General features: G+C 39.4%; 2 protein-coding genes. Both read left to right on the forward strand.

The features are described 5' to 3' along the window. Positions 1 to 426: 426 nt before the first annotated feature. Positions 427 to 1,581, forward strand: a complete 1,155-nt coding sequence (locus FD50_RS00005; RefSeq protein ID WP_056959370.1) for a cation:proton antiporter — start codon at positions 427 to 429, stop codon at positions 1,579 to 1,581. 122 nt (positions 1,582 to 1,703) lie between these two features. Continuing rightward, a complete protein-coding gene (locus tag FD50_RS00010; RefSeq protein ID WP_003561289.1) occupies positions 1,704 to 3,272 on the forward strand; it encodes a ClC family H(+)/Cl(-) exchange transporter in 1,569 nt (522 codons plus the stop codon). Positions 3,273 to 3,585: the final 313 nt, after the last annotated feature.

The following is a 3,585-nucleotide window of genomic DNA, read 5'->3' on the forward strand; positions in this document are numbered from 1 at the left end:
ACGCTCATTGACTGTGAAGCCTTCCTGAAGATTATTCCATGTTCCCATGAGCCTCAAACAAGAAATCAATGATGTTTTGGTCGCTGCTAGTTTGGATTCCTTGGACCTGATAATATACCTACGGTGTCTTTTTAGCTCGGTTATGTATCCAGCATGATTTATAGCTGGAGAAAACGATCCAGATATTTAAAATAGGTAAAGAAAATTCAGAAATCACTTTTAAAGTTAGCGGTGTCTGTGTTTCGAATAAGTAACTAAATGTGACAACTTATCGTTACTTGAATATTTTTGATTAGTTTGCTAGCATATAAGAAGTATTATTAAAACATGAATAAATAAATCGGTTGACGTAAGCTCAAGGTGTTCTCTTTCAGGGGTGTGTAAGAGGTATCTGGGTTTACGTTTTTTGTATGAGGAGGTTTTTGTTTGGAATTTTTAGGTACCTTGGTGATCATCTTGATTGCAACTAGTCTATTTGGCCATCTAGCCTCTAGGGTTGGTATCCCAGCAGTGATCGGTCAATTATTTGTTGGAATTATTCTTGGTCCTGCGTTGTTGAATTGGGTTCACGCCAATGATTTCATCCATATTTTTTCAGAGATTGGGGTTATCATCTTAATGTTTATCGCCGGACTTGAGAGTGATCTTACATTGCTTAAAAAATATTTGCGTCCTAGCATAATTGTCGCGTTGTTAGGAGTTTTGATTCCGATGGTACTGATCTATCCAGTTGGTATTGTTTTTGGCTTGACACAATTTGAAAGCTTGTTTTTGAGCGTTATTTTTGCCGCAACGTCGGTTTCAATTTCAGTTGCTGTCATGAAAGAACTAAATTTACTTGATAGTAAGAGCGGTTCAACAGTCCTCGGTGCCGCGGTGGTTGACGATGTGCTAGCTGTCGTTTTACTTAGCATTATGGTCAGTTTAATAGGTACAAAGGCTGGTACGGATACCCAGATACCGCTAGCTCTGACTTTTTTAGAGCAGCTAATTTACTTTGCCGCAATTTATTTCGTGATGCGTTTTATCGCCCCTCTCCTCGCTAGACTAGGCACCAAATTATTGAATCCAGTGGGACCTACTATAATGGCGATGATTTTGTGTTTTGGTATGGCATATATTGCAGATCTGATTGGACTGAGTGCAGTAATTGGGGCCTTTTTTGCAGGAATTGCGATTGCACAAACTCATGTAGCTCATGAAGTTGATCAAAGTATCGAACCAATCGGTTATGCGATTTTCATTCCTGTATTCTTCGTTTCAATTGGTTTAAATATGTCACTAGCTGGCATAGAACACGATTTGTTATTAATTATCGTATTGACGATTGTGGCAACACTGACAAAACTATTAGGAGCGGGAAGTGGGGCTAAATGGGCCGGATTCAGTTCGAATGAAGCTTACCTCGTTGGTGCGGGGATGGTCTCGCGTGGGGAAATGGCCTTGATTATCGCTCAAATAGGCTACCAATCCAAACTAATCAGTGATGATTACTATTCGGCAATTATCACTGCCATTATCCTAACAACGTTATTAGCACCATTACTACTCAAACATGCGGCTCGTCATATAAACTACTAAAACATCTTAGCGGTATGACACCCCTTCTCTGTGAAAAATAACTACTAGATTTCATCGAGATATTGCCTAGTTTAATTAAGCACTAAATTATATAATATTGGTTATAATGGAGGATTAGTTATTTGATACAGCTTGTAAAAGAAAAATTTGACGTTACTCGTTTGCGATTTGTTTTACTCGGCCTGCTTGTGGGTTTAATGAGTGGCACCGTTGTTAGCTTATTTCGCTATTGTATTGAGATAGGGCTGCACTATAGTCGATTGGTATATAGATACTTACGAATCGCGCCATTTGTTTGGTGGGAATGGGCATTGTTGATTGGCATCAACCTTGGTTTAGCTTTAATTGTGGCTCGACTTCTCAAGAGAGAACCTTATATCTCTGGTTCCGGAATTCCGCAAGTTGAAGGTCAATTGGCTGGCGAATTGGAAATGCACTGGTGGTCAATTCTTTGGCGAAAATTTATCGGTGGTATTCTGGCATTGGGACCCGGATTATTTCTCGGACGAGAAGGACCGTCGATTCAATTAGGTGCGTCAGTTGGTCAAGGTTTCGCTGCTGGGTTTAAGTTATCAGGAACTGATCGCCGACTGCTAATTGCATCAGGCGCCGCTGCTGGATTAGCAGCGGCGTTTAATGCTCCCATTGCTGGAACTCTATTTGTCTTAGAAGAGATTTACCATAATTTTTCACCGCTGGTTTGGTTAACAGCATTAGCCGGAGCAATTGGTTCAAATTTTATCTCGCTGAATGTTTTCGGACTTGTTCCCGTGTTACATTTAAATTATTCACGTAGTTTACCAGTATCAAATTATTGGCACTTAATTTTACTCGGCATTGTTTTGGGATTGTTTGGTTACTTATATCAACGGGTCTTGTTAGTTATGCCTCGGTGGTATCATCAACTGACACATTTGCCACGCCCAATACAAGGTATCGTACCATTTCTGCTGGTAATCTTAGTTGGTTACTTTTCGCCAAATTTACTCGGTGGTGGTAATGGATTAATTGTTGGATTTGGCCAGTATGTTCCACCTTTGTTTGTACTAATTGCAATTTTTATTATACGATTCGTCTTTTCAATGATTTCATATGGTTCCGGATTACCTGGCGGTATTTTTTTGCCGATTCTTTCTTTAGGTGCTGTGATTGGTGCGGTTTATGGCGTCTTAATGAATCAATTAGGATTATTATCGCATGTCTATATCATGAACCTAATCATTTTTTCCATGGCCGGTTACTTTGCTGGAATTGGAAAAGCTCCCTTCACAGCTATCTTGCTGGTAACAGAAATGGTTGGCAATTTAACACATTTAATGCCATTAGCAGTCATATCGTTAACTGCTTACCTTGTTGTTGATTTATTAGGCGGTGCACCAATCTATGAAGCATTGCTTAAGCAGATGACAATGCCTAAAACTGTTCAGCAACTTCATCGACCTGATCATTTGGAAATACCGGTTTTCTTTGGCAGTCCCTTAAACGGCAAAATGGTCCGAGACATGCCATGGCCTAAAGAAGCACTGCTCATTGGAATCCGGCGTGGTGAACAAGAAGTGATTCCACATGGTGACACCTTGATTCATGAAGGTGATACGTTAGTACTGTTAACTGATACAACTCAACGAACCCGAGTTAAACAACGGATTGATGCATTATTAGCAACTTTAGAAAAAAAACACCGAGACTAAGTTAATAGGCAAATTGGTCTATCATAATAATAAATATTAGATTAAGTGGGTCCGTTGCCAGACATAAACATATTGGGAAACTATATACAAATACGGCGAAGTACGAAAAACGCTGAAAAAGAATTAGTTGAACCTATTTTTGAAAAATACAAAGATAAATAATAAGCTGAAAATGCCTTGCTACCCAATTTTTCATAGTCATGCTATAATGAAAAAGAAAAAGAAAAAGGAAGTCCCACGTGAACAGGACTTCCCGTGTAGAGCCGTTAAAGACGGTGGCAGATATTAAAACAACACTAGTTCGCCCCATAAC

The sequence above is a fragment of the Liquorilactobacillus satsumensis DSM 16230 = JCM 12392 genome, assembly GCF_001435195.1.
Classification (GTDB): Bacteria; Bacillota; Bacilli; order Lactobacillales; family Lactobacillaceae; genus Liquorilactobacillus; species Liquorilactobacillus satsumensis.